The 22,303-nt window shown below is 66.6% G+C and carries 19 protein-coding genes; 14 read left to right on the forward strand and 5 right to left on the reverse strand.

The features are described from left to right. Positions 1–20: 20 nt before the first annotated feature. Positions 21–1,301: a phosphoribosylamine--glycine ligase gene (gene purD, locus SCA01S_RS04280; RefSeq protein ID WP_062783264.1), complete on the reverse strand. Its 1,281-nt coding sequence runs from the start codon at positions 1,299–1,301 to the stop codon at positions 21–23. Here purD and xseA point away from each other — a divergent pair. From xseA to SCA01S_RS04320, 9 genes are all read left to right on the forward strand, one after another. Beyond that, a complete protein-coding gene (gene xseA / locus SCA01S_RS04285) occupies positions 1,300–2,787 on the forward strand; it encodes an exodeoxyribonuclease VII large subunit (protein WP_062783267.1) in 1,488 nt (495 codons plus the stop codon). The two genes, purD and xseA, sit on opposite strands and share 2 nt — an antisense overlap. A 37-nt stretch (positions 2,788–2,824) precedes the next feature. Then, the gene (locus SCA01S_RS04290; RefSeq protein WP_062783270.1) at positions 2,825–3,031 is read left to right on the forward strand and encodes a DUF2093 domain-containing protein; all 207 of its coding nucleotides are present in this window, start codon (positions 2,825–2,827) and stop codon (positions 3,029–3,031) included. A 1-nt stretch (position 3,032) separates the two neighbouring features. Beyond that, entirely contained in the window at positions 3,033–3,899 is an 867-nt protein-coding gene (locus SCA01S_RS04295; RefSeq protein WP_062783272.1) for a M23 family metallopeptidase, read from the forward strand. A gap of 357 nt (positions 3,900–4,256) precedes the next feature. Continuing rightward, positions 4,257–7,109: a TonB-dependent receptor domain-containing protein gene (locus tag SCA01S_RS04300; RefSeq protein WP_062783275.1), complete on the forward strand. Its 2,853-nt coding sequence runs from the start codon at positions 4,257–4,259 to the stop codon at positions 7,107–7,109. A gap of 258 nt (positions 7,110–7,367) precedes the next feature. Then, complete coding sequence (locus tag SCA01S_RS22495) at positions 7,368–7,568, forward strand: hypothetical protein (RefSeq protein WP_166650448.1); 201 nt, start codon at positions 7,368–7,370, stop codon at positions 7,566–7,568. Then, positions 7,565–10,639: a TonB-dependent receptor domain-containing protein gene (locus SCA01S_RS04305; RefSeq protein WP_245652438.1), complete on the forward strand. Its 3,075-nt coding sequence runs from the start codon at positions 7,565–7,567 to the stop codon at positions 10,637–10,639. Before SCA01S_RS22495 ends, SCA01S_RS04305 begins: the two co-directional genes overlap by 4 nt. 133 nt (positions 10,640–10,772) lie before the next feature. Further along, positions 10,773–12,809 (forward strand): tetratricopeptide repeat-containing sulfotransferase family protein, encoded by a 2,037-nt coding sequence (locus SCA01S_RS04310; RefSeq protein ID WP_245652439.1) that lies wholly within the window; start codon positions 10,773–10,775, stop codon positions 12,807–12,809. Positions 12,810–12,978: 169 nt separating this feature from the next. Further along, positions 12,979–14,019 carry an aspartyl/asparaginyl beta-hydroxylase domain-containing protein gene (locus SCA01S_RS04315; RefSeq protein ID WP_167542862.1) on the forward strand — a complete coding sequence of 347 codons (1,041 nt, stop codon included), beginning with the start codon at positions 12,979–12,981 and terminating at the stop codon, positions 14,017–14,019. Between the two features lie 106 nt (positions 14,020–14,125). Continuing rightward, positions 14,126–14,443: a hypothetical protein gene (locus tag SCA01S_RS04320; RefSeq protein ID WP_022678449.1), complete on the forward strand. Its 318-nt coding sequence runs from the start codon at positions 14,126–14,128 to the stop codon at positions 14,441–14,443. Positions 14,444–14,520: 77 nt separating this feature from the next. Here SCA01S_RS04320 and SCA01S_RS04325 read toward each other — a convergent pair whose 3' ends face one another. Next, positions 14,521–14,997 (reverse strand): cell wall hydrolase, encoded by a 477-nt coding sequence (locus SCA01S_RS04325; protein WP_167542863.1) that lies wholly within the window; start codon positions 14,995–14,997, stop codon positions 14,521–14,523. A gap of 432 nt (positions 14,998–15,429) precedes the next feature. On the opposite strand from SCA01S_RS04325, the gene SCA01S_RS04330 reads away from it, so the two are divergent. The 4 genes from SCA01S_RS04330 to SCA01S_RS04345 are packed head-to-tail and all read left to right on the forward strand — an operon-like array spanning position 15,430 to position 17,875. Continuing rightward, on the forward strand, positions 15,430–15,969 hold the full coding sequence (locus SCA01S_RS04330) for a TIGR02594 family protein (protein ID WP_062783281.1): 540 nt from the start codon (positions 15,430–15,432) through the stop codon (positions 15,967–15,969). Between the two features lie 55 nt (positions 15,970–16,024). After that, entirely contained in the window at positions 16,025–17,020 is a 996-nt protein-coding gene (hemB, locus tag SCA01S_RS04335; protein WP_062783284.1) for a porphobilinogen synthase, read from the forward strand. A gap of 5 nt (positions 17,021–17,025) precedes the next feature. Continuing rightward, positions 17,026–17,607, forward strand: a complete 582-nt coding sequence (locus SCA01S_RS04340; RefSeq protein WP_062783287.1) for a gamma carbonic anhydrase family protein — start codon at positions 17,026–17,028, stop codon at positions 17,605–17,607. After that, complete coding sequence (locus tag SCA01S_RS04345; RefSeq protein WP_062783290.1) at positions 17,588–17,875, forward strand: DUF167 domain-containing protein; 288 nt, start codon at positions 17,588–17,590, stop codon at positions 17,873–17,875. The genes SCA01S_RS04340 and SCA01S_RS04345 overlap by 20 nt, the downstream gene beginning before the upstream one ends. Here SCA01S_RS04345 and SCA01S_RS04350 read toward each other — a convergent pair. The 3 genes from SCA01S_RS04350 to SCA01S_RS04360 are packed head-to-tail and all read right to left on the reverse strand — an operon-like array spanning position 17,853 to position 20,499. Then, positions 17,853–18,494 (reverse strand): YoaK family protein, encoded by a 642-nt coding sequence (locus tag SCA01S_RS04350; protein ID WP_054131682.1) that lies wholly within the window; start codon positions 18,492–18,494, stop codon positions 17,853–17,855. The genes SCA01S_RS04345 and SCA01S_RS04350 overlap by 23 nt on opposite strands. Positions 18,495–18,507: 13 nt before the next feature. Then, the gene (locus SCA01S_RS04355; protein ID WP_245652453.1) at positions 18,508–19,467 is read right to left on the reverse strand and encodes a 2-hydroxyacid dehydrogenase; all 960 of its coding nucleotides are present in this window, start codon (positions 19,465–19,467) and stop codon (positions 18,508–18,510) included. 39 nt (positions 19,468–19,506) lie between these two features. Beyond that, complete coding sequence (locus tag SCA01S_RS04360) at positions 19,507–20,499, reverse strand: DUF3667 domain-containing protein (RefSeq protein ID WP_054131683.1); 993 nt, start codon at positions 20,497–20,499, stop codon at positions 19,507–19,509. A 151-nt stretch (positions 20,500–20,650) separates the two neighbouring features. Between SCA01S_RS04360 and SCA01S_RS04365 the strand changes: the two genes are divergently transcribed. Further along, positions 20,651–22,285, forward strand: coding sequence for a M23 family metallopeptidase (locus SCA01S_RS04365; RefSeq protein ID WP_062783293.1), 1,635 nt, complete (start codon positions 20,651–20,653; stop codon positions 22,283–22,285). Positions 22,286–22,303: the final 18 nt, after the last annotated feature.

The following is a 22,303-nucleotide window of genomic DNA, read 5'->3' on the forward strand; positions in this document are numbered from 1 at the left end:
GTGGCGCCAGCCGCGCGCGATCAGACCCCTTCGCGGGCAATCTCGCGCCAGCCGATATCCCGGCGGCAGAAGCCATCGGCGAAATCCAGTGCATCGACAGCGGCATAGGCAGCGTCGCGCGCGGCACGCACGGTCTTGCCGCGCGCCGTCACGTTGAGTACGCGGCCACCGCTGGACACGAGCTGGCCATCGGCGCCCAGCGCGGTGCCGGCGTGAAACACCTTGGCACCGGTGCCTTCGGCGGCGGCAATGCCATGGATGGCGCCGCCCTTTTTCGGGGTGCCGGGATAGCCCTGCGCGGCCATCACCACGGTCAGCGCGGGATCGCTGCTGAAGCGCGGCGGCTCGACCGACGACAGGCGGTTTTCCGCGCAGGCGAGCAGCAGCTCGACCAGATCAGTTTCCAGCCGCAGCATCAGCACCTGGCATTCCGGGTCACCAAAGCGGGCGTTGTATTCGATCAGCTGCGGACCCTTGGCCGTGAGCATCAGTCCGGCATAGAGCACGCCGGAATAGGGCGTGCCGGCATCCTGCATGGCCTTGACCGTGGGTACGATGATCTGCGCCATGGCCTGGGCTTCCAGCGCCGGGGTCAGCACGCGGGCCGGGCTATAAGCACCCATGCCGCCGGTGTTGGGGCCTGTATCGCCATCGCCGACGCGCTTGTGATCCTGGGCAGAGGCCAGCGGCAGCACGGTGGCGCCATCGGTCAGGGCAAAGAAGCTGGCTTCCTCGCCTTCGAGGAATTCCTCGATCACCACTTCGGCGCCGGCTTCGCCGAACTGGCCGTCGAACATGTCGTCAACCGCGGCGCGGGCTTCGTCCATGGTCATCGCCACGACCACGCCCTTGCCGGCGGCCAGGCCATCGGCCTTGATCACCACCGGCGCGCCGAACTGGTCGAGCGCCTGGTGCGCGGCCTGCGCGCTGGTGGCGCGGACATAGCCGGCGGTGGGAATGCCGGCCTTGGCGCACAGGTCCTTGGTAAAGCCCTTGGACCCTTCAAGCTGGGCGGCGGCCTTGCTCGGCCCGAACACGGCAATGCCTTCGCCGCGCAGCGAATCGGCCAGGCCATCGACCAGCGGCGCTTCCGGCCCGATCACCACCAGGCCGATGCGCTGCTCGCTGCAAAACGCGATGACGGCGGCATGATCGCTGGCATCGAGCGCCACAAGCTGCGCGTCCTGGGCGATGCCGGGATTGCCGGGCGCCGCATAGAGCTTGCTGCACAGCGGGGATTGGGCCAGTTTCCAGGCCAGGGCATGTTCGCGCCCGCCCGAACCCAACAACAGGATATGCATGGCCTTCCCTTCCGCGCCCAATGACGACGATGACTTTCGCAAGGACGGGCTCCTAGCGAGCGAACGCGCCGGCGACAACGCCCCGGCCCTGTCGATCTCCGAGATTTCTGCCCAGCTCAAGCGCACGGTGGAGGATCGGTTCGGCTTCGTGCGCGTGCGCGGCGAGCTTTCCGGGGTGAAGCGCGCGGCTTCGGGCCACCTCTATATGTCGCTGAAGGATGAAGGCGCGCGGCTCGATGGGGTGATGTGGCGCGGCAATGCGCAGCGCCTGGGTTTCATGCCCGAAGACGGCGTGGAAGTGATCGCCACTGGCAAGTTGACGACCTATCCTGGCCGCTCGAACTACCAGATCGTGGTCGATCGCATGGAGATTGCCGGCGAAGGCGCGCTGCTGGCGCTGCTGGCCAAGACCAAGGCGCGGCTGGAAGCAGAAGGGCTGTTCGACCGGGCGCGCAAGCGGGCCCTGCCGTTCCTGCCGCGCGTGATCGGCGTGGTCACTTCCCCCACCGGGGCGGTGATCCGCGATATCCTGCACCGCCTGTCGGATCGCTTTCCCAGCCATGTCGTGGTCTGGCCGGTGCTGGTCCAAGGCCAGGGCGCGGCCGCACAAGTGGCAGCGGCGGTGCGCGGCTTTTCCGATCTGGCCCCAGGCGGGCCGGTGCCGCGCCCCGACGTGGTTATCGTGGCGCGTGGTGGTGGGTCGATCGAAGACCTGTGGAGCTTCAACGAGGAAGAGGTGGTGCGCGCGATTGCGGCCAGCACGATTCCCGTGATCAGCGCCGTGGGCCACGAAACCGACACCACGCTTGCCGATTTCGCGGCCGACCTGCGCGCGCCCACGCCCACGGCGGCGGCTGAAATCGCCGTGCCGGTGCGCGCCGAACTGGCGGCACAGGTCCACGACCTGCAGGCTCGCCGCGGCCGTGCCCTGGCGCGCCTGCTGGCCCATGCGCGCGAGCGGCTGGAGGTGCGCAGCCAGCGCCTGCCCACCGCCCAGGCCCTGCTCAGCCCGCAGAGCCAGCGGCTGGATGACCTGTCGGACCGGCTGCGCCGCGCGCTGGTGCATCGCACCGAGATTGCTGCCGGGGTGCTCGCCCGCCACGGTGGTGCGCTGCGCCCTGCTCTGCTCACCCAGCGCCTGGGGCGCGAACGCGAACGATTGGCAGCGCACCGCCTGCGGCCCGAGGCGCTATTGCAGCGGATCGAACACGCGCGCGGCCGGGTGGAGGCGCTCGACCGCCTGCGTCGCTCGCTCGATCCCGAAGCGCCGTTGCAGCGCGGCTATGTCCTGGTGACCGACCGCGATGGCCATGTCGTGAAGGACCGCGCCACGGCAGCGGCGCGTGCGGCGCTGACGCTCAAGTTTGCCGATGGCACGCTGGACGTGACGGCGGGCGAGGTGCCCCCGGCCCAGCCCCCGGCCGCCGCCCGCCCCGCCAGCCGCCCGCGCGGCACGGCGGAAAGCGCCCAGCCCAAGCTGCTGTGATTTGCCAAGGCCGGCGGCAGGGCGTAAAACCGCTGTCATGTTGATGACTCCCAACGGCCGCCTGGCCCGCCTGCACTATCTGCCCGGAACGTTTCGCCAGCTTTCGGCGGGCGATCACGTGATCTGCGCCGTCAGCGGCGTGCCGATCCCGCTCGACGCACTGCGCTATTGGAGTGCGGAATTGCAGGAAGCCTATGCCACCCCGGAAATCGCCACGCGGCGTTTGCTGGGCCAGGCCGGTTGAGATGACCGGGTTCACCCGCCGCGCCGTGATGGCGGGCGGGATGGCGGCCTTGGCGCTGCCGGGGCTGGCCAGCCCGCTGCGTGGCTTGGCCCAGGCCAGCGTCTCGCTTCCGCCCGATTGGACGGCGCGCCTGTCTCAGGGCGGCTGGCTGCGCGGCGTGGCCCCGGCCGGCGCGGCGGCGCTGGCGCTTGACGGCGTGCCGCTGCCGCTGGCCAGCGATCGCGGGTTCCTGATCGGGTTTGATCGCGATGCGCCCGCCACGAGCATGCTGACAATCACCGACAGTGCCGGCGCGGTTAGCCAGGTGCCGCTCTCCGTGGCGCCGCGCGATTGGCAGATCGAACGGGTCGATGCGCCGCTGCGCCCGCCCGGCGTGCCTGATGCCGAATTCCTCGCCCGCCGCGCCACGGAACGCGCGCAGATCGATGCAGCGCGGGCGCAGCGCACTACGGCCCAGGGCTGGCGCCAAGCCATGGTGCAGCCGGCGCCTGGGCGCTTTTCCGGCCGATTCGGCGCGCAGCGGATCTATCGCGGGCAACCCGGCGCCTATCACGGCGGGCTGGACATGGCCTCGCCCACCGGCACTCCGTTCGTGGCGCCGGCCGATGGTGTCGTCGTGCTGGCGGCAGAGGCGCCATTCACGCTGGAAGGGCGCCTGCTGATGCTGGATCACGGCATGGGCCTGGGCAGCGCGTTCCTGCATTGCAGCAGCCACCTTGTGCGCGTGGGCGAGGCCGTTTCGCGCGGCCAGCCGCTCGGCACCGTCGGCATGACCGGGCGGGCCACCGGCCCGCATCTGCACTGGGCCCTGGCGTGGCAAATGGGCACGGTGATGCGCCGGCTGGACCCGCTGCTGTTCCTTGGCTGACAGTATCGCGGCGCCGGCTGCGGTGGTGCTCTCCAACAGGTAATATGGTTTCATTGGAAAATGACTGTTGCCGAGATGCACGTAATATTTCGATATTAAACCATTAAATTTCATGTATTTGCGAATACTGTTGTCGCATTGTCACACAAGTGAAGCCATTTATTTTGGCTCCGCACAATCGGCTTTCAAGCCAGCCGAAATCTCACAACAAACCGCGCCATCGGTCCCGTCCTTCGTGGAACTGGGCAGCGGTTTGGAACTTTCAGACCGCTGCACTGGAATGTCGGGATTGTCGCTCTCGGCCGGTGTCTCGCGATCTCTTTTGCGGGGCGCCGGCCCCCACAAGGGACATAGATCGTGATCAAGACCCCCTCGTCCTTGCACTATGCTGGCGTTGCCAGCCTGGCCATGGCGCTGGCCTCGCTGGCCAGCCCCGCCTTCGCCCAGGATGCTGCCCCCACGGCCCTGCCCGCCACCGCCGCGGCTGATGCCACGGATGCCCCCGGCAGCGAAATCATCGTCACCGGTTCGCGCATCGAGCGCCCTGACCTGACGGCATCGAGCCCGGTTTCGGTGATCAGCGCGGATTCGATCAAGTCGGTGAACACCGTCACGGTCGAGCAGATCCTCAGCGTCAACCCGCAGTTTTCGGCCGGCCTCAACGGCGCCAGCAACAACCCGGGCGATGGCTCGGCCACGCTCGATCTGCGCGGCCTGGGTTCGCAGCGCACGCTGGTCCTGCTCAATGGCAAGCGTCTGCCGGTCTATGACGCCACCGGCTCGGTTGACGTCAACCAGATCCCCACCGCGCTGATCAAGAACGTTCAGGTTCTGACCGGCGGTGCCTCGGCGGTCTATGGGTCCGACGCCGTTTCCGGCGTGGTCAACTTCGTGCTCGACGACAAGTTCACCGGCCTCAAGCTTGACGCCGGCAGCCAGGTCACCGGCTATGGCGATGGCGCGCAGTATGATGCCAGCCTTACCGGCGGGTTCAACATCGGCGATCGCGGCCACCTGATCCTGTCGACCAACTATTCCAAGCGCGATGGCGTCAAGTTTGCCGCGCGCGACTTTTCCAGCCGCACGCTGTGCTCGGAAGACCTGTCGCAAAGCTGCGGCTCGTCGAACACCACGCCCACGCTGTTCTCGATTCCGGGCGGCGGGTTGCAGCAGGTGACTGCCGCTGGCGGCCTCACCAGCAACTATGGCACCTATAACTACAACCCGATCAACTACGCGCAGACGCCGTTCGAACGCTATGGCGGCATGGCGATGTGGAACTACGACGTCAGCGACAAGGTCGAGCTGTATGGCTGGGCTTCGTACCAGCACACCAAGACGGTCCAGACCCTCGCGCCGACGGCGACGGCGGGCTATCCGTTCAACGTCTATTCCGACAACCCCTACCTCAGCGCGGCCGAGCAGGAAGCGTTCTTCGACAAGGCTGCCAATCCGCAGTTGCAGATCAATTCCGACGGCAGCTCGACCATCAGCATCCGCCGCCGCATCACCGAGGCCGGCGGCCGCATCGAAACCCACACCAACGAAACCTGGCAGGCCCTGGCCGGCCTGCGTGGCGATTTCTTCGATACCGGCCTGAAGTTCGACACCTCGGTGCAGTATGCCCAGGTGCACAAGCACACGCTGCTGGAAAACGACCTGTCCTATTCGGCGCTGACCAATGCGCTTGACGCCGTGTCTGATGGCAATGGCGGCGCGATGTGCCGCAGTGCCGATGCACGCGCGCAGGGTTGCGTGCCGATCGATCTGTTCTCGGCCAATGGCATTACGCAGAATGCGCTGTCCTATGTGCTGCGCAATGCGACGGAAGACGATCGCACCACCCAGTTCGTGGCCGAAGGCAACGTTTCGGGCGACGTCAAATTCCTGCGCAGCCCGTTTGCCGCCAACCCGGCCGCCATCTCGCTGGGCGTGACCTATCGCCGCGAAACCGCCGATATCGAAGTCAGCGACGATTACGCCTCGGGTGACCTGATCTATTACGGCCAGGGCTTCAACATCCCGAACAAGAGCTACAACGTCAAGGAAGTCTACGCCGAGTTCAAGATGCCGCTCGTCCAGGACAAGCCTGGCATCCAGGCGCTCGATGTTGAAACCGGCTACCGCTATTCGGATTACTCGATCTCGGGCGGGGTTTCGGCCTACAAGTTCGGGGCCGACTATGCGCCGGTGCAGGGCCTCAAGTTCCGCGCCAACTTCCAGCGGTCGGTGCGTGCGCCCAACCTCTATGAACTCTACCTGCCCAAGACCCTGGGCACCGGCAACCTCGGCACCGATCCCTGCGCCGGTTCGGGCGTGACGGGCACCACGGCGGCACTGTGTCTCGCCCAGGGCGCCACCCAGGCGCAGCTGACCAACGGCTTGATTTCCGGTCCGATCTCGGGCCAGGTCAATGCCTTCTACGGCGGCAACACCAACCTCAAGCCGGAAAAGTCGAACACCATCACGGCCGGTGTGGTGATCGAACCGGCCCAGATTCCTGGCCTGTCGCTGACCGCCGACTATTACGACATCAAGATCGCCAATGCGATCGTGACCAACTCCACCTCGGTGGTCGTGGCACAGTGCTTTGCCTCGGGTGATCCGACCAATCCCTATTGCCAGGGCATTCACCGCAGCACGGTCGATGGTTCGCTGTCGGGTGGCCTGACGGCGGGCGTCGACACGCTCTATGCCAACGTGGCGGCGCTGCGCACGCGCGGTCTCGACTTCGGCGTGAACTTCCATCGCGGCAGCCGCAGCGGCTTCCACTATGGCTTCGACTTTGCCGGCACCTACGTCATCACCAACTATCAGGTGGTGGGCGGCAGCGTGATCCAGTGCGCCGGCCGCTTTGGTGCGGATTGCGACATTCCGGCGCCGAAGTGGAAGCACGTGGCAACGCTGGGCCTGGGCTGGAAGAACGTTGATCTCTCCACCCGCTGGCGCCTGATCGGCCAGGTGAGCGAGGATGCCGACACGCAGATCCAGACCAACCGCATCCCGGCCGTCAGCTACTTTGACGAAACCGCCACGATCCGCGTGAACGACAAGTACACCTTCTCGCTCGGCGTGCTCAACGTGTTCGACAAGCAGCCCCCGATCGTGGGTGACACCAGCGGCGCCACCTCGGTGGCGGGCAGCACCTTCCCGACCGTCTATGACGTGATGGGCCGCAGCTTCTTCGCGCGCGTCACGGCCAACTTCTGATATCAGGCCCGGCGCGTCTTCCCGCGGGGAGCGCGCCGGGCCATTCTTTGCCGCAGGGTCACATCGCTGTGGCCTTGATCAGGCCGGGTCACCCAGACCCGGCCTTTTTTGCGTCTGGACAACGTGCTCCGCGACGGTGGCCTTGGGCAAATTTCCGACACAGTTGAAACGAAATGTGGCTTTGATGCCTCTGTGATTTGCATAAATTTCGCGATGTTTGCGGTTGGTGGCTACTCATGTTGCTTCGTTGCAACATGAGTGAAACGTTTTGTGGGGGGCGGTGAGAAGCTGCTTTCATTTGCGACGAAAAATCTCGCACAAGACGGCATCGGTCCCGGCTTTCGTGGAACGCTGCATCGTCCTGCCCTCGCAAAAGGGCCGGGCCTGCTTTGGAAAGCCGGGATTGTCGCTCCTGGCAGCCAAACTGGTCGGCTGCCTCCAGAAGGGACTGAACAGTGACCAAGATCAACACCACCGCCTATCGCGTCGGTGCAGCAGGCCTTGCGCTTGCCATCGCTTCGCTGGCTGCGCCTGCCTTTGCGCAAGACGCCGCCGCCCCGGCCGATGCCGCGCCCGCCGATGCGGGCCAGACCATCGTCGTCACCGGTTCGCGCATCGCTTCGCCGAACCTCACCTCGACCGCGCCGATCACCAGCCTGACGTCGGAAGACATCAAGCTGCAGGGCACGACCAAGACCGAAGACCTGCTCAATTCGCTGCCGCAGGTGTTCGCGGCGCAGTCTTCGACGCTGGCCAACGGTGCAACTGGTACCGCCACGGTCGACCTTCGCGGTCTCGGCGCCTCGCGTACCCTGGTGCTGGTCAACGGTCGCCGCCTGATGCCTGGTGACGTGACCAGCTCAGCTGCTGACTTGAACTTCGTGCCGGCTTCGCTGGTCAAGCGCGTTGACGTGCTGACCGGTGGTGCTTCGGCCACCTACGGTGCCGACGCGGTCGCTGGCGTCGTCAACTTCGTGCTCGATACCGAGTTCACCGGCCTGCGCGTCGATGCGAACTATGGCTTCTACCAGCACGACAACAACAACTCGGTCACGCCGTCGATCCTCGACAAGCGCACCGCCCAGGGCCTGTCGGGCTATGGCTATCCGCGCGGCAGCGTTGCCGATGGCGGCAACTTCGACACGACGATTTCGTTCGGCACCAAGTTCGCCGATGGCCAGGGCCATGCAATGGCCTATTTCGGCTACCGCAAGGTGAACCCGATCCTGCAAGCCAAGCGCGACTACAGCGCCTGCACTGTGCAGAATGCTGACAGCAAGACGCTGCAGTGCGGCGGCTCGGCCACCTCGGCCACCGGCAACATCCTGTTCACGCCGGCGGGTTCGTCGTCGTCGACCTTCGGCGCGCTTGGCCCGGGCACCCTCGCTAAAAAGACGCGTACGCGCTACAACTTCGCGCCGCTGAACTACTTCCAGCGTCCGGATGAACGCTACACCGCCGGCGCCTTCATCGATTACGAAGTCAATTCGGCGATCCATCCGTACATGGAATTCATGTTCATGGATGACCGCACCGTGGCGCAGATCGCGCCGTCGGGCGACTTCGGCAACACGCTGACGATCAACTGCGACAACCCGATGATGTCGGCCTCGCAGAAGAGCCAGATCTGCAACCCGGACAACCTCATCGTCGGTTATGTCGGCAACTATCCGCTGACCCCGGCTGCATACACCAACGTCTATGGCACCCCGGCCCCCGGCGCGATCAACAAGATCGATCCGACCACCGGCGCGCCCTACAACCTGGCTTACATGCAGCTGCTGCGCCGCAACGTCGAAGGCGGTCCGCGCCAGAGCGATCTGGAGCACCAGGCATTCCGCACCCTGATCGGTTCGCGTGGCGAACTCGGCAAGGGCTGGAGCTATGATGCGTACTACCAGTATGGCCGCGTCAACTACTCGCAGGTGTACACCAACGAGTTCTCGGCTGCGCGCCTGCACAACGCGCTCGATGTGGTGACCAACCCGGCAACCGGCCAAGCCGTGTGCCGCTCGGTTCTCACCGGTGGCGACCCGAACTGCGTTCCCTACAATGTGTTCAGCGGGCAGATCTCGCCTGCTGCGCTCAACTACCTCAACGCTTCGGGCTTCCAGCGTGGCCACACCACCGAACAGGTGCTCAGCGGCCAGCTGACCGGCGACTTGGGCCAGATGGGCATCAAGAGCCCGCTCGCCTCGGACGGCATCAGCATCGCGCTGGGCGTGGAACACCGCCGCGAATCGCTCGACCTCAAGACCGACAACGAATTCCAGACCGGCGATCTCACCGGCCAGGGCGCGCCGACCCTTTCGGTCAGCGGTTCGTACAAGGTCACCGAGTTCATCAGCGAAGCCGAAGTGCCGCTGGTCCAGGATGGCTTCATCTACAACCTCAGCCTGAACCTGGGCTACCGCTACTCGCACTACAGCGTGTCGAACGGCCAGGTGTTCAACACCAACACCTGGAAGATCGGCGCTGATTTCGCTCCGGTTCGCGATCTGCGTATCCGTGGCTCGATCAACCGTGCGGTGCGCGCTCCCAACATCCAGGAACTGTTCTCGCCCAACTACGTCGGCCTCGATGGCTCGACCGATCCGTGCGCGGACAAGGTGCTGACCGCTGCCGATCAGGGCTGCTTGCTGCAGGGCCTGAAGGTTGGCCAGAAGGTCGTTTCCAACCCGGCTGGCCAGTATAACGGCTACCTGGGCGGCAACGGCCAGCTGCGTCCTGAAGTCGCGACCACCAAGACCGTGGGCGTGATCCTGCAGCCTTCGTTCGTTCCGGGCTTCAGCTTCAGCGTCGACTATTTCGACATCAAGCTGAAGAAGGCGATCCAGGGCTACGGCGCCGACGCGATCCTCGCGGCCTGCACCACCGATCTCAACCCGACGGCTTGCGGCCTTATCCACCGCAACGCAGCTGGTTCGCTGTGGCTGACCTCGGACGGCTACGTGACCGACACCCCGGTGAACGTCGGTGGCGTGAAGACCAAGGGCTTCGAGTTCAACGGCAACTACGCCCACGCGCTGGGTGGCCTGGGCCGTGGCACGATCAGCTTCGTTGCGACCTACCTCGACAAGTATGTCGTCGATAACGGTCTGACCGCTCTCTATGATTGCGCCGGCTACTATGGCGTGACCTGCGGCAGCCCGCGTCCGGTGTGGCGTCACAAGCTGCGTCTGGGTCTTGATACCAAGGCTGGTATCAACATCTCGGTGCAGTGGCGTTACTTCGACAGCGTCGACGTGGAATACAAGAACAAGTCCACCACGCTGTCGGGTCCGTACAACGACTTCAACTCGCACATCCCGACCCAGAGCTACTTCGACCTGGCTCTGTCCACCCGCATCCAGGGCAAGGCTACGCTGCGCTTTGGTGTGAACAACATCTTCGATCGTGACCCGCCGCTGGTGACGTCGGGTGCGGCCGGCAACGCCTGCGCTTCGGTGTATTGCAACGGCAACACCTACCCGGGCACCTACGACTCGCTGGGCCGCTATCTCTACTCGAGCATCACGCTCGACTTCTGATAGTCCCCACGTGACGTGACAGAAGTGGCGGCGCGCGAAAGTGCGTCGCCACTTTTTTTGCCTTGAGCCCGGCGCCAGCGCTGCCACACTGGCAGGCCGGGCGCGATGCGCCCAATTGCCGACCACAGGATAGATGATGCAGACCCAGCTTCCCCCGCCCTCGCTCCAGGCCATTGCCGACACCGCGCGGCGTGGCCGGCTGGACGAGGCTGCACTGCTGGCAGCGCGGGCTGTGGCCGCCGCGCCGCGCGATCCAGTGCTGGCCGCGCTGGCTGGCGCGATCGAGGCCATGCGCGGGCAACCGCTACGGGCCATTCCCTATCTGGAAACGGCGCATGCCCAGCGCCCCGACGATATGACCGTCAGGACCAACCTGGCCGAATCCCTCTATCGCACGGGCGAGCTGGCGCGTGCCCTGGCACTGGTCACGCCGGCGCTGGCGCGGGCCGACCGCAGCCTGCGCCTGGCCCGGCTGGGTGGTGCCGTCGCATTGGAACTGGCCGATGCCACAACTGCCATCGCCTATTACCGCATCGTCGTGGCGGCGGCTGAACAAGACTGGAGCGCCTGGAACAATCTGGGCAATGCCCTGGAAGCGGCGGACGACATGGCCGGGGCGATCAGCGCGCTGCGCCGCGCCGTGCAGCTGGCTCCGGATTCGCCGCCGATCCGCGTCAATCTCGTCAATGTGCTGGTTGCCGCGGGCGAACTGGACGCGGCAGAGCGTGACCTGGCGCAGGCCCGGCAGCTGTGGCCCGATGATGCCAAGCTGCTGATCGCCGAACATACCATTCACCGTGTCCGCGGTGATGATGCGGCCGCTTTTGCGGCGCTGGCCGAAGCGGCGCGGTTGAGCCCGGACGATGCCGCGTTGCATCACGATCTTGGCGCCGAAGGCAGCCGCACCAATCGCTTTGCCGAAGCAGAAGCCGCCTATCGCCGTGCGATGACGCTCGATCCGGCGATGGGCAGCGCCTATGCCGGGCTCGCCGCCGTGCTGGAACGCATCAACCGCGAGGATGAAATCGCCGATCTGGCCCGGATTGCGGCGGAGGTGGGCGCTGACGACGGCTCGCGCGCCTTTATCGAGGCATTGCACCTCAAGCGCGTCGGGGACGCTGTGGGAGCGCTCGCAGCGCTTGATCGCGTCGGCGATGCAATGGCTCCCGAACGTACGCTGCATTTGCGCGGCCTGCTGCTCGATCGTCTCGGTCGCCACGACGAGGCGTTTGTCGCGTTCACCGCGATGAACGAGCACTGGCAAAGCGATCCTACCGCACCGCGCGAGCGGGCACGCGCCTATCGCGAGGCGATTGCGCAGGCCGCGGCGCAGCTGTCGCCAGCATGGCTGGCGGGCTGGACCCCGCCACCGCCGCCCTCGCCGCGCGCCAGCCCACTGTTTCTGGTGGGCTTTCCGCGATCGGGCACTACCCTGCTCGATACGCTGCTGATGGCCGATCCCGATGTGGCGGTGCTGGAGGAAGAGCCGTTCATCGTCGAGGCAGAGGCCGCGCTGGGCAACGTGGCCGCGCTCGACCAGGCGAGCCCGGCACAGGTGGCCGCGGCCCGCGATGCCTATTTTGCCAAGGTCGATGCGCTGTGCGGCGATTGCTCGGGCCGCATCGTGGTCGACAAGCAGCCGCTGCATCTCAACAAGGTGGCGATCATCCGCCGCCTGTTTCCTGATGCGCGGTTTGTGCTGTCGTTGCGCCATCCCTGCGATGTGGTGCTCAGCTGTTACCTCACCCACTTCCGCACCAACAGCGCGATGGCCAACTTCCTAGATCTGGACGATGCCGCTGCGCTGTATGATCTGACCTTCGCCCATTGGGAAAAGGCCCGCGCGCTGTTCGATCTGCCGGTGGCAACGGTCGTCTATGAACGGCTGGTGGAGGATTCCGAGCGCGTGCTGCGTCCGTTGTTCGACTGGGCCGGGCTGGCCTATCCGACCGACCGCATCGATCATACCCGCGCCGCGCGTGATCGCGGGCTGGTGTCGAGCGCCAGCTATTCCCAGGTGACCGAGCCGCTCTATCGCCGCGCCAGTGGGCGCTGGCGCCGGTACGAACGCCACCTGGCGCCGATCATGGACGTGCTGCGTCCTTGGGCAGATCACTTTGGCTATGGAATTGAGGACGAGCGCCTGCCGGATTGGCCGGTGCCAGACTGATACGCGTTGAACAGGCCCGGGGGGGCCTGGTGTTTGGACGGGGAAGATCATGCAGGGGGCATGGCAAGACAGGATAAGGCAAGACGTAGACAATCATGTAAACCGGGGGGATCTGGCCAGCGCGGCGCAAGCGCTGGAAAACATCATTGCGCAGGCGCCACCCGGACAGGTGGCGTTGGACCAGGCGTGGCTGCGCCTGGCGGGGTTGCGCCGCGCCCTGCGCCAGCCGCAGCGCGCGCTGGATGCCGTGCACCAAGCCTTGGCCCTGGCGCCGTTGGATTTCATGGCGCTGGCCTTGCGCGCCAGCCTGCTGGAGCGCCTCGCGCCCGATGAGGCTGGCCGTGCCTGGCACGAGGCGCTGGCGCAGCGTCCGTCGGGCGAACTCCCTGCCCCGCTGGCCATGGCCGTGGCCGCCGGTGAACGCTGGCACGCCGAATGGAGTGCAAAGCGCGAGGCGCGGCTCGATGCCGCGATCGGCACGCTGTGCAACGGCGAAAACAGCGATCGTGACTGGCGGATCACCCGCATGCGCAACAATGTCTTGCGGCGCACCCGGCCATTCCGCAGCTGCCCGACGCATTTTCACTATCCCGGCCTGGTCGAGCGCGAGTTCCATCCTCGCGCCCGCTTTCCCTGGCTGCCTGAGTTCGAACGCGCCACGCCCATCATCCGGGCCGAAATGGAAGCGCTGCTTGCCTCTGGCCGGGCAGAACTGCTGCCCTATCTGCAATATGAGGATCACGAAGCGCTGGCGCAGTGGCGCGATCTCAATCGCAATCCCGATTGGTCGGCCATTCACCTGCTGCGCCAGGGCAACCGCATCGATGTCAACGCCGCGGCCTGCCCGGCGACGATGGCCTTGCTGGAAACCGTGGCCCAGCCCCGCATTCCCGGCGCATCGCCCAACGCGATGTTCTCTCTCCTGGCGCCGGGCACGACCATTCCGCCCCATGTCGGCGTGAACAACACGCGGTTGCTGTGCCATCTGCCGCTGGTGGTTCCGCCTGGTTGCTGGTTCCGCGTGGGGGCGGAAACCCGTCCCTGGCGAGAGGGGGAGGGTTTCGTGTTCGATGATACGATCGAGCACGAGGCCGCCAATCCCAGCGACCGGCTACGGGTCGTGCTGATCTTCGACCTGTGGCATCCCGACCTCGACAGCGTCGAGCAGGAGGCGGTGGCGCGGATCATTGCCAGTGATGGCGCGGTGTAAGTGCCGTTGGCAGGCTGGGCATCGCGCAAGGGGGCTTGCTGCGCTGCCCGGTTGGGGGCATTGTCACGCCACGCAATAAATGCCCCGTAACTGAGGGATTTGGCCCATGTTCCTGTCTATTGCCCTTGCCGCGCCGCTGTTGCTGGCCAGCGCTGCGCAGTCCAGCACCACGTCTGCTCCGCAATCGGCCCCGGCCGCCCCCGTTCCGGCTGCCGCTGCTGCGCCGGCGGTCACGCCTGCTGCTGCGGCAAAGCCGGCCAAGGACGCCGATCCGATGATCTGCGAACGCTTTGCCGAGACCGGATCGCTGCTGCGGTCCAAGAAGGTCTGCATGCGCAAAAGCGATTGGGAAGAGCAGCGCCAGCAGAACCAGCGCCTGATCGAACGCTCGCAAACGCAGATGCCGATGAATTCGGGCGGCTGACGGCGCAATTGCAGCGACGCACAAGAAAGGCCGGCGCAACCACGCCGGCCTTTTTTGCGTTCCGGCAAAACCGCGGCTTACCGATAGAACACATGCCCTTCGATGCGGCCCACCTTGGTGCGGCCCTTCATCGGGCTGCTGGCGGTGTGAAAGAACAGCGCGCCGGGAACCGGATTGTCGCCTTCGCCGTTCAATACCTGCGTGGCGATGGCAACGGCTTCGCGCCACTGGTCGGTATCGCGCGGCGGGTTATAGGCGTCGACGTTGAAGAACTGGCCAGGCTGGCGCACCACGGCGCAAGGCTTGGTGGCAAAGCGCGGGTCCTGGGTCCGCGCGCGGATCACCTGGGCAACAGCGGCACGGCCGAGACGGGGCTGGTTGCCAGCTTCGTGGATGATGACCTTGGCCATGCATTCCACCTGGGCCTGGTCCACGGTGGACGGCGCGTCGATGGCGGATTGCAGGCTTGCCGGCGCTGTGGCGGCGGCATCAGCGGGCGATTCGGCCTCGGCCGGCTGGGCGGTTTCAGGCGCCAGGGCGGGCAACGTAATCACGGGCTGGGAAAGAGGCTGGTTGGCCGCAACGGCGGGTGCGGACATTTGCAGGGCAGCCAGAACGGCCACTGCGGAAAAGACACAAGCTATTTTGCCGAAGGCACTTTTAGACATTCCAAGGCATCACACGGGCGCAAGGTCGCCAAGTCACACGCACAATAAAAACCCAAATCGAAAAGCGCGTGCGGGCTTCCCCACGTCTCGCCACCAGCCAAGGCCCCGGACCCGAAATGGCCCCTCCCCCCGGCTGGTCGGCTGAACGAAGGCGCCCCCGTTGGCCGCTGCGGCGCTCTGTGTCAATCATGTTGCGTTCATGTGCCGGGTGCTTGCGCCAAGGCGCAAGGCCACCCGCAACGATTCAACTGGTGCCGGGGCGGGCGCAGGAAAACGCGTGGCGGGCCAGTGGGAGCTACGCCGATGCGAGGTTTCCCTATGCCCGTCCTGCCCCCTGCCTATCGCTGGCTTTCCACCCTGCAACCCCTGCCCCGCATGCTGCGCGAAGGCCTGGCACTGATCGACACGGCCGAGCAGGCGGGCCCGGCCAGCAATCCTGTCATCCTGGCGTGGGCTGCCGAACTCGGCGGTGACGTGGCCCGCGCCTATCGTGCCGACAGCACGGCCTGGTGCGGCCTGTTCATGGCCCTGGTGGCGCAGCGCGCGGGCAAGCCATTGCCGGCCAATCCGCTATGGGCGCTCAACTGGGCGCGGTTTGGCAGCGCGGCGGCGCAGCCGATGCTGGGTGACGTGCTGGTGTTCCAGCGGTCAGGCGGTGGCCATGTCGGCCTGTGCGTGGCGCAGGACGAGGCCGCCTATCACGTTCTGGGCGGCAACCAGGGCGATCGGGTCAGCATTGCCCGCATCGCGCGTCATCGTCTCTATGCCGCGCGCCGGCCAGATTATCGCATCATGCCCACCACGGTGCGTACCTATGGCGTGGCCGAATGTGGCACGCTTTCCACTAACGAAGCCTGAGGGCAGGACAAACTGCCCCGTTGCCCGGGCTGGCCCTTGGGCCTAGCAAAGGCACATGATCGCCAGCTATCCCCAAGCCCGCCTGCGCCGCACCCGTACCACCGCCTGGAGCCGCGCCCTGCACCGCGAGGTGCTGATCACCCCGGCCGATCTGATCTGGCCGCTGTTCGTGACTGAAGGCACCGGCGTCGAACAGCCGATCGCCTCGCTGCCGGGCGTGTCGCGCTGGTCGGTCGACGGCATGGTGGCGCGGGCGCGCGAAGCGGTGGACCTGGGCATTCCCTGCCTGGCCTTGTTTCCCAATACCCAGGCCGAGCGGCGCAGCGACGACGGGCGCGAGGCGCTCAACCCCGACAACCTGATGTGCCGCGCGATCCGCGCGATCCGCGACGCCTGTGGCGACGCCATCGGCATTCTCACCGACGTGGCACTCGATCCCTATACCACCCATGGCCAGGATGGCCTGGTCAACCATGCCGGCTATGTCGAGAATGACGCCACGGTCGAAGTGCTGGTGGGGCAGAGCCTCAACCAGGCGGCGGCCGGGGCCGATATCATCGCTCCGTCCGACATGATGGACGGCCGCATCGGCGCGATCCGCGATGCACTGGAAGGCGCCGGCCACGCCAATGTCCAGATCATGTCCTATGCCGCCAAGTATGCCTCGGCCTTTTACGGTCCGTTCCGCGATGCCGTGGGCTCGAGCGGGCTGCTCAAGGGGGACAAGAAAACCTACCAGATGGACCCGGGCAACGCCGAGGAAGCCCTGCGCGAGGTGGAGCTGGACCTGGCAGAAGGCGCGGACAGCGTGATGGTCAAGCCCGGGCTGCCCTATCTCGACATTGCCGTGCGCGTGAAAGAGGCGTTCGGCGTGCCGGTCTTTGCCTATCAGGTCAGCGGCGAATACGCGATGATCGAGGCAGCCGTGGCCGCCGGCGCGGGGGAACGCGATGCGCTGGTGCTCGAAACCCTGCTGGCGTTCAAGCGGGCGGGCTGTTCCGGCGTGCTGACCTATTATGCCGCGCATGCCGCGCGGCTGCTCAACCGGTGAGCAGCATGACCAGCCGCGCCGATGTCACCATCCTGCCGCTGCATGGCAAGACGCCGCAGATCCACCCCAGCGCATTCATTGCGCCGGGATGCCGCATCGTGGGTGACGTCACCATCGCGGAAGGGGTATCGATCTGGTACAACTGCGTGATCCGGGCTGACGTCAACCGCGTGGTGATCGGCGCGCGCAGCAATGTGCAGGACGGCACGGTGATCCATTGCGACAGCCCCAAGCCGGGGCGTCCGGAAGGCTTTCCCACACTGATTGGCGAGGACGTGCTGATTGGCCACATGGCGATGGTCCACGGCTGCACGCTGCACGATCGCGCGTTCGTGGGCCTGGGCACCATCGTGATGGATGGCGCGGTGATCGAAAGCGATGCCATGCTGGCGGCGGGCGCCATGCTGACGCCGGGCAAGCGCATCCCCGCGCGCCAGCTGTGGAGCGGGCGGCCTGCTGCCTTCATGCGCGAGCTGACCGACGAAGCGCTGGCCGACATGCAGCACGGCGTCGCGCACTATGTCGAAAACGGCCAGGCCCATGCCGCCGCCGTGGCAGAGGCGCTCAATGGCACGGCCCAAGCCTGATCTGCCGCCCGCCGCAGCCCTGCGCGCGCTGACCGATGGCGAACACCGCCTGGCGGTGCGCGTCACCCCCGGTGCGCGGGCCGAAGGCGTGGCGATCGAAGACGGCCGCGTGCTGGTGAAAGTGCGGGCAAAGCCCGAGGATGGCAAGGCGACCGCTGCCGTGATCGGCTTGGTGGCCCAGGCGCTGGGCGTGGCGGCGAGCCACGTCGATCTGTTGCGCGGCGCAACTTCGCGCGAAAAGCTGCTCAGGATTCCGCCGGAAGCCTGAATGCCACGCCGGCCATGATCGCGGCCCAGCTGGCGCTGATCCACAGGCAGCCCAGCGGCAGGCGGTCCTGCAAAAAGGCCCCGACCACGGCCCCGGCGAGCAGCCCTGACCAGAGCAGCGCCCACGGCCGCCATTCGCCGCCCCCGCTCACGCCGGCAAGCTGGCGCGCCAGGCCCTGGCCCAGCTTGACCAGGGCGCCTGTCATGTACGTCAATCCTACGGCCACTTCGCCATCGCGCAGGAACGTGTTGTTGAGCGCGCCCATCGCCAGCACTAGCCCGGCCAGCATGGCGCCGTGCTGGCCCAGCACCCGCGCCAGCGCCGCTTCGAGCAAACACAGCGTGACCAGGCCCAGCACCGCCGGCTTGCGCCTGGCCCCGGCCTTGAGCGCCACCAGTGCGCCCAGGGTTACCCCCACCACGAACCCGGTGATCAGCAGCGCCGGCACCAGCGCGCGGGGCACATCGGTGCCCAGCGCCACGCCCAGCCGGGTAGTGTTGCCCGACATGAACGAGACGAAATAACCATCGGCCGAGAGAAAGCCCACGGCATCGACAAAGCCGGCCATCGCTGCCAGGGCCACGGCAAAACGGCGGCGTGCATGATCCATCCGATCCATGGGGCGCAGCCTATTAGTATCCAGCCGCGCGGTCCACCAGGCCGGCCAGCGGCTGCCCGGCGCGCCAGCGCGCGATGTTGGCGGCAATCGCGCGCGCGGCCGAATGGGGATCAGTGGGTGCGGCCACGTGGGGCGTGATGGTCACGCCGGGATGCTGCCACAGCGGATCGTGCTGCGGCAGCGGCTCGTGCGGGAACACGTCGAGCACGGCATGGCCCACCTGCCCGCTGTCGAGCGCGGCGATAAGATCGGCCGTTACCACGTGGGCGCCGCGGCCGGCGTTGATCAGCCCGGCCCCGCGCGGCAGGCGGGCGAGTGCCTTGCGATCGAGCAGGCCGTGGGTCTGCGTTGTCAACGGCAGCAGGTTGACCAGGATATCGGCCTGCGCCAACGCCACGGCCAGGCCAGCATCTCCTGCCAGCATGGGGATCGTGCCATCGGCAGCGCCGCGCCCACTGCGGCTCCATCCCGTCACGGGAAAGCCGGTGCGCGCCAGCAGGGCCGCGCTGGCCTGGCCCATTTCCCCCATGCCCAGGATGGTCACGCGGCGTTCTGCCAGGCGCGGCTGGGGCAGCGGTTGCCAGCACGCGGCGGCCTGTTGCGCGCGATAGGCGGGCACCTGGCGATGCAGCATCAGTACGTGGCCGAGCACCGCCTCGGCCATGTCGGCCGCCAGCTGTGGATCGATCAGCCGGGCGAGCGTGACCGGTGGCAGCGTCGGATCGGCCAGCAGGCCATCGACACCGGCCCAGGCGCTTTGCACCAGGCGCAGCGCCGGCAGACGCGCCAGCAGCCCAGGTGGCGGATTGGCGACCACGGCCACGCTGATATCGGCCAGTAGCGCTGATGGCGGCTGGGTGTCATCAGCGCCGGTCCAGGCCACGATAGTGTCCTCGGGCAGCGCGGCGGCAAGCGCCCGCGTCCAGGTGGCCATGGCCGAGGCTGGCAGATCGGCCCGGAACAGGATCGGCACGGGCAAGCAGTCTCCCCAGGCGTTTCACGTGGAACAGCGTTACTCTGCGCTGGTCTGCGCCAGAATAACCCCGGCAAATAGTAGCAGGGCGATCATGGCAAAGACCAGCAGCGCTGCGGTGCGCCATAGCGCCCCTGCCCGACCGCAGCCATAGGTGCCGCGCACCTGGCGATAGATATGCAGCGGCGGCACGATCAGCGTGGCCAGCGCCACACCAGGCAGGCCGATGCGGTTGGCGATCATCAGCACCACGGAAAACAGCGTCATGAACGCCAGCGAAAACGTGACGAACACGGTGTGGTCGTAAAGCTGAAAGCGCCGGCTGAACGGGAATAGCAGCCACAGCATCGGCACCGATATCGGGATTAGCGCCCAGCTGTATTTATAGGCGTAGGATTGCAGCTTGTAGAGCGCCAGGCCCGGATTGGTGCGAAAGGCCTCGAGCACATGGGCCAGCACGGGAATGTCGCTGCTCACGCGCGGGGTACCGCTGCCCGGTGCCGAGGGCGCCATGTTTTCCAGGATGTCGAGCGAGGTTTTCTGCGTGTCGATCTGATCGTCGATCGCCTCGGTGCTCTGGTGCTGCGCCTGCAACTGCGCGCGCTGCGCCTCCAGCTTGGCCAGCTTGCTTTGCGCCTCGGCCTTGCCCTGGGCCAGGCTCTTGCCATTGTCGGCCGCGCTGGGGTTCCAGTGCCATTCGCCGCTGATCTGGTGGAACACGGCAAACATCAGGAACACGCTGAACAGGAACAGCGCCAGGGGCGAGACGAAGCGCACTCGCTGCCCATCGATATAGCGCCGGGTCAGTTCGCCCGGGCGCCAGGCGAGCATGGGCAGGGTGTGCCAGATGCGCCCTTCGAAGTGGAAAACCCCGTGGAGAAGGTCGTGGAAAAACGCCCCCAACGTGCGGTGGACATGCGCCGCTTGGCCGCAGGCATGGCAGTGGCTGCCGAGCAGCGGCGTGGCGCAGTTGAGGCAGGCAGTTTCATGCGTGTGGCCATCCTGGCCAACCGCAAGGGCCGGTTCCGACATTGCTCGATTTCCCCCTTCGTTGCCGCAGATTGCGGCGTTCCGCGCCTATCCGCAAGCCTGCATGGGTACTTTACGGGGTGTTAACCCTGGTGAGGCAGGGAGAAGGCAGGGGTTTTGCCCGGATGGGCCTGGACAAGGGAATCACACGGGCGTGCACGGGCCCAGCGACAGTTTCGGCAGCTTTGGCAAAGGCATCGGCGCCGCTGGCCTGGGCGGCGGTGGCTTTGCGCGCAGCACCGTGCCTGGTGGCTTTGGCACCCGGCGCGCGCCGATCGTTACCCCTGCCCTGCCGGGTACGCCCCTGCCCGGTGCGCCTGATTGGCGCCAATCGCCCCACCCGTTTGCCCGCCGCTGGTTGGGCGCCTGCCTGCGCATCGAACGCGCCGCCGCGCGCTGGCTGCATGTGCACGATCTGGCGCAGGATATCGGCAGCCGCCGCTGGCTGCATGGTGCGGCCACTTGTGCCACGCTGGCCGCTACCGCGCTGGCGCTATGGCCCAGTTTCGCCCCGCTCCAGGCTGCGCCGCTGCAGGCGCTCGATGATGGCATGGCGCAGGAATTTGCCGCGCAAGGCATTCGTCCGCTGGCCCAGGGCGCCAGCAACGGCCGCCACTTTGCCGCCACTGCGCGGGTGATCCACCTCGCCGCTGCGCCCGAACGGGCGACCATTGCCCTTACCGCCACGCTGGGTGAAAATGACAGCCTGGCGCGCATGCTGCAACGCTCGGGCCTGGCCGGCAGCGATGCCGCGCAAGTGGCGGGCCTTATCACCCGCGCCCTGCCGCCCGAACAACTGCTGCCCGGCACGCGCTTTGCGATGACGCTGGGCGCCCACGCCAACCCGTTCGATCCGCGCCCGCTGGAAAAGCTCAGCGTACGGGCGCGGTTTGACCTGGCCATCGATATCGTGCGCCAAGGCGGCGGCCTGGCGCTGCACCAGCGCGCGATCCCGGTCGATACCACGCCGATGCGCCTGACCGGCATTGTCGGTAGCAGCCTCTATCGCTCTGCCCGCGCCGCCGGGGCCAGCCCGCAGGCGGTGCAGGACTATCTGCGCACGATCGATACCGTGCTGCCGTTCGAAGACATCGCTCCCACGGACGAATTCGACCTGGTGGTGGCCTACAAGCGCGCCGCCGATGGCCAGGGGCAGATGGGTGATCTGCTCTATGCCGGGGTGCGCCGGGGATCGCAGCAACGCGCGCAATTGCTGCGCTGGGGCAACCAGGGCGAATTCATGAGCCCCGAGGCGATGAAGGGAACAATGGCCGCAAGCACATCGGCGGGCATGCTGGCCGCGCCCGTGGATGGACATATTACCTCGGGCTTTGGCTGGCGCCGCCATCCCATCCTGGGCTACGTGCGCCTGCACGCCGGGATCGATTTCGGGGCGGCCTGGGGCGCGCCGATCCATGCGGTCAGCGACGGTACAGTGACGTTTGCCGGCTGGCATGGCGGGCATGGCGAATATGTGCGCCTCGATCATGGGGGTGGTATCGGCACCGGCTATGGCCACATGAGCCGCATTGCCGTGGCGCCTGGGAGCCATGTCGTGCGGGGGCAGGTGATCGGCTATGTCGGCTCTACCGGCCTGTCGACCGGACCGCACCTGCACTATGAACTCTACCGTGGTGGCCAGGTGGTCGATCCCGGCTCGTTCAGCATGATCATGCGCCCGCGCAGTGTCGATCCGGCGCAACTGGCCGCCTATCGCGCCCGGCTCAATGCGCTGATGACGCTGGGGCCGATTGCGCCCGCCCCCCTTCATTCATCCGAGGTTCGGTGATCGCAAGGCAGCAGTCTG

The sequence above is a fragment of the Novosphingobium capsulatum NBRC 12533 genome (assembly GCF_001598375.1).
Taxonomy (GTDB): Bacteria; Pseudomonadota; Alphaproteobacteria; order Sphingomonadales; family Sphingomonadaceae; genus Novosphingobium; species Novosphingobium capsulatum.

Excerpts from the sequence above, each read along its gene's own strand:
- purD (WP_062783264.1), bottom strand. The coding sequence starts at position 1,301 with ATGCATATCCTGTTGTTGGGTTCGGGCGGGCGCGAACATGCCCTGGCC.
- hemB (WP_062783284.1), top strand. The coding sequence starts at position 16,025 with ATGATCGCCAGCTATCCCCAAGCCCGCCTGCGCCGCACCCGTACCACC.
- SCA01S_RS04350 (WP_054131682.1), bottom strand. The coding sequence starts at position 18,494 with ATGGATCGGATGGATCATGCACGCCGCCGTTTTGCCGTGGCCCTGGCA.
- xseA (WP_062783267.1), top strand. The coding sequence starts at position 1,300 with ATGGCCTTCCCTTCCGCGCCCAATGACGACGATGACTTTCGCAAGGAC.
- SCA01S_RS04295 (WP_062783272.1), top strand. The coding sequence starts at position 3,033 with ATGACCGGGTTCACCCGCCGCGCCGTGATGGCGGGCGGGATGGCGGCC.
- SCA01S_RS04310 (WP_245652439.1), top strand. The coding sequence starts at position 10,773 with ATGATGCAGACCCAGCTTCCCCCGCCCTCGCTCCAGGCCATTGCCGAC.
- SCA01S_RS04345 (WP_062783290.1), top strand. The coding sequence starts at position 17,588 with ATGGCACGGCCCAAGCCTGATCTGCCGCCCGCCGCAGCCCTGCGCGCG.
- SCA01S_RS04290 (WP_062783270.1), top strand. The coding sequence starts at position 2,825 with ATGTTGATGACTCCCAACGGCCGCCTGGCCCGCCTGCACTATCTGCCC.
- SCA01S_RS04330 (WP_062783281.1), top strand. The coding sequence starts at position 15,430 with ATGCCCGTCCTGCCCCCTGCCTATCGCTGGCTTTCCACCCTGCAACCC.
- SCA01S_RS04320 (WP_022678449.1), top strand. The coding sequence starts at position 14,126 with ATGTTCCTGTCTATTGCCCTTGCCGCGCCGCTGTTGCTGGCCAGCGCT.
- SCA01S_RS04340 (WP_062783287.1), top strand. The coding sequence starts at position 17,026 with ATGACCAGCCGCGCCGATGTCACCATCCTGCCGCTGCATGGCAAGACG.
- SCA01S_RS04360 (WP_054131683.1), bottom strand. The coding sequence starts at position 20,499 with ATGTCGGAACCGGCCCTTGCGGTTGGCCAGGATGGCCACACGCATGAA.